General features: G+C 39.1%; 3 protein-coding genes and 1 pseudogene. 1 reads left to right on the top strand and 3 read right to left on the bottom strand.

Annotation, left to right across the window (positions count from 1 at the left end):
• Together QUB25_RS29575 and QUB25_RS29580 are read right to left on the bottom strand one after the other, a co-directional pair.
• A partial coding sequence (locus QUB25_RS29575) for a winged helix-turn-helix domain-containing protein (protein ID WP_333189034.1) occupies nucleotides 1-484 on the bottom strand: 484 nt, incomplete at its 3' end.
• Nucleotides 427-627 carry a helix-turn-helix domain-containing protein gene (locus tag QUB25_RS29580; protein ID WP_333189036.1) on the bottom strand — a complete coding sequence of 67 codons (201 nt, stop codon included), beginning with the start codon at nucleotides 625-627 and terminating at the stop codon, nucleotides 427-429. The genes QUB25_RS29575 and QUB25_RS29580, both read right to left, overlap by 58 nt.
• A gap of 112 nt (nucleotides 628-739) precedes the next feature.
• On the opposite strand from QUB25_RS29580, the pseudogene QUB25_RS29585 reads away from it, so the two are divergent.
• Nucleotides 740-1228, top strand: a pseudogene (locus tag QUB25_RS29585) (HARBI1 family protein); the annotation flags it as partial.
• A gap of 62 nt (nucleotides 1229-1290) precedes the next feature.
• Here the strand turns inward: QUB25_RS29585 and QUB25_RS29590 are convergent.
• Nucleotides 1291-1587, bottom strand: a complete 297-nt coding sequence (locus tag QUB25_RS29590) for a hypothetical protein (protein WP_333189038.1) — start codon at nucleotides 1585-1587, stop codon at nucleotides 1291-1293.
• Between the last annotated feature and the right edge of the window lie 296 nt (nucleotides 1588-1883).

Raw genomic sequence — 1883 nt, forward strand, 5'->3', positions numbered from 1 at the left:
ACCATTGCCGTTCTTGAGAATTGTTCGCTAGTCTCAGAGTGATCGCACTTTTTGACCTGCTTAGTCTAAACTCCAAAACATAACCAGTTAGATCACCATGAAGTAGATGACATTCATCTAAAAACAATACTATTATTTCCCCCGATTCTATACCAGCCTTGTTTTTAAATAAAATATCGTTAATTCTTTCTGTTTTTTTTACCAGTTGTTTATCAAATTTAGGATTGTTTTTTTGAGTTTTTTTCAAACTATTTTTTGCCCGGTTGAAAAGTTCATAGTAACTCTGTTTTGATTTATATATCACACCAAATTCTTGATCTAAATAAGTAACCAGCTCATCTAAATTACAATATTCTTTATTTTTTAACCACTCGATTACTTCAGTATTTTCTCGAGCCGTTAAATACCCTTTTGACCCTTTATGTCCTAGTTTGATTTCGGCGATGCCTTTGGTTGTAAATTGTTTTTTCCAATAACCAACCAAAAATTACTTACACCTAAAATATTGCTGATTTCATGGTAGATATTACCTGAGAGCGCCATCCTTACAGCTATTGCTCGTTTTAGTTCTCTTGCATCGATATTACTTTTAATGAAAAATTCTACTTGGGCTATTTCTTTTTCCATATCTTTTTGTGAAAGTTGTAAGTTATTCAGTTTTTTGTCATAATTAAGTATTGCACATAATTGTACCATAATCAGGATAATGATTTAGGATTGCTATAGCTCAGAACAAGTCAGGGAAAGACCTAAAGACTATCAAGAGCAGAAAAAGTGCTACTCAGGAAAGAAGAAAAATTCTACGATGAAAAATCAGTTGATTGTCCTACCAAATAGAAGACAGATAGTCGATGTTATAGTGGGGAAACCGGGACCCAATAGCGATATTAATCTATTTAGAGAGCGACGGTCAGAATTTGCGGTTGGGCAAAGGTTTTTCGGGGACAAAGGTTATGTAGGAGAGGAGCAGATTGAGACTCCCCACAAAAAACCGAAGAAGCAGGAATTAACCGCCGACCTGAAAAAAGAAAATAAAAAATTATCAAAGCAACGAATTGTTGTTGAACATAGGATTAGATTACTCAAAATATTCCGAGTAGCCTCTGAGAGGTTTCTGCTAAGCTCCTCCCGATATGAGCAGGTAATTCTGACAATTTGCAGGTTAGTCAGGTTGCGAGTGGGAGCCTTAATACTGCCACAATTAAAACCAGAAGACAGTGGTGTCTAAATTACAGTGCTACCCTATCTAGATTTGGGTTCTAAATTAACTGAAACTAGCTCAAACCCTGATTAACCCGTGTTAGAAAGCAGAGATTTTTGAGAAGAGTTATAATTGGCAAAGCCTTTGCCAGATAAGCTTTGCGAGTTTTGGGAGATGTCTACAGGTAAGGTCAACAATCGTAGCTTGCGAGGCGGGAGGCCATCGCGCCGTTTTCTGTCTCCTGCTGTTAAGCGTGACGCCTTAAAGATTTCAAGACTCAGCCCCTTCCATAGCAGAGCTTCTATTGGTGCTATCGGCGGACTCGGTAGTTGCGTGGCTCGACCCCAGTCTGGATTACCTGAATGAGCTGGGCGTTTTCCGCTCATAAAATTTCATCACGATTCCAGAAGTTCTCATACTTACTCTGATTGTAACGCCAGTAAGAAGGAGTGTGATTTTTGCTTAATATCGCGTATCGCGTGGTAGAGGTTAAGAACGAGTGCCTGGTTGAGGGCGATGGCCTCCTTAAGTTTAAGTTGACACCAATGGATTTTGCCTTAGCTCTAGTCCCAGTAAGCCGCATCATCATATTGAACCACTGAATCCTTCTAGCGCTGCGTGGGAGAGAGTCTGCCCCAAAGCCGTATTTTGGCCCAAAAAAAGACCCCATAGTTATAAAGAG

Source organism: Microcoleus sp. B3-D7 (assembly GCF_036705305.1).
In the GTDB taxonomy this organism is placed as follows: Bacteria; Cyanobacteriota; Cyanobacteriia; order Cyanobacteriales; family Microcoleaceae; genus Microcoleus.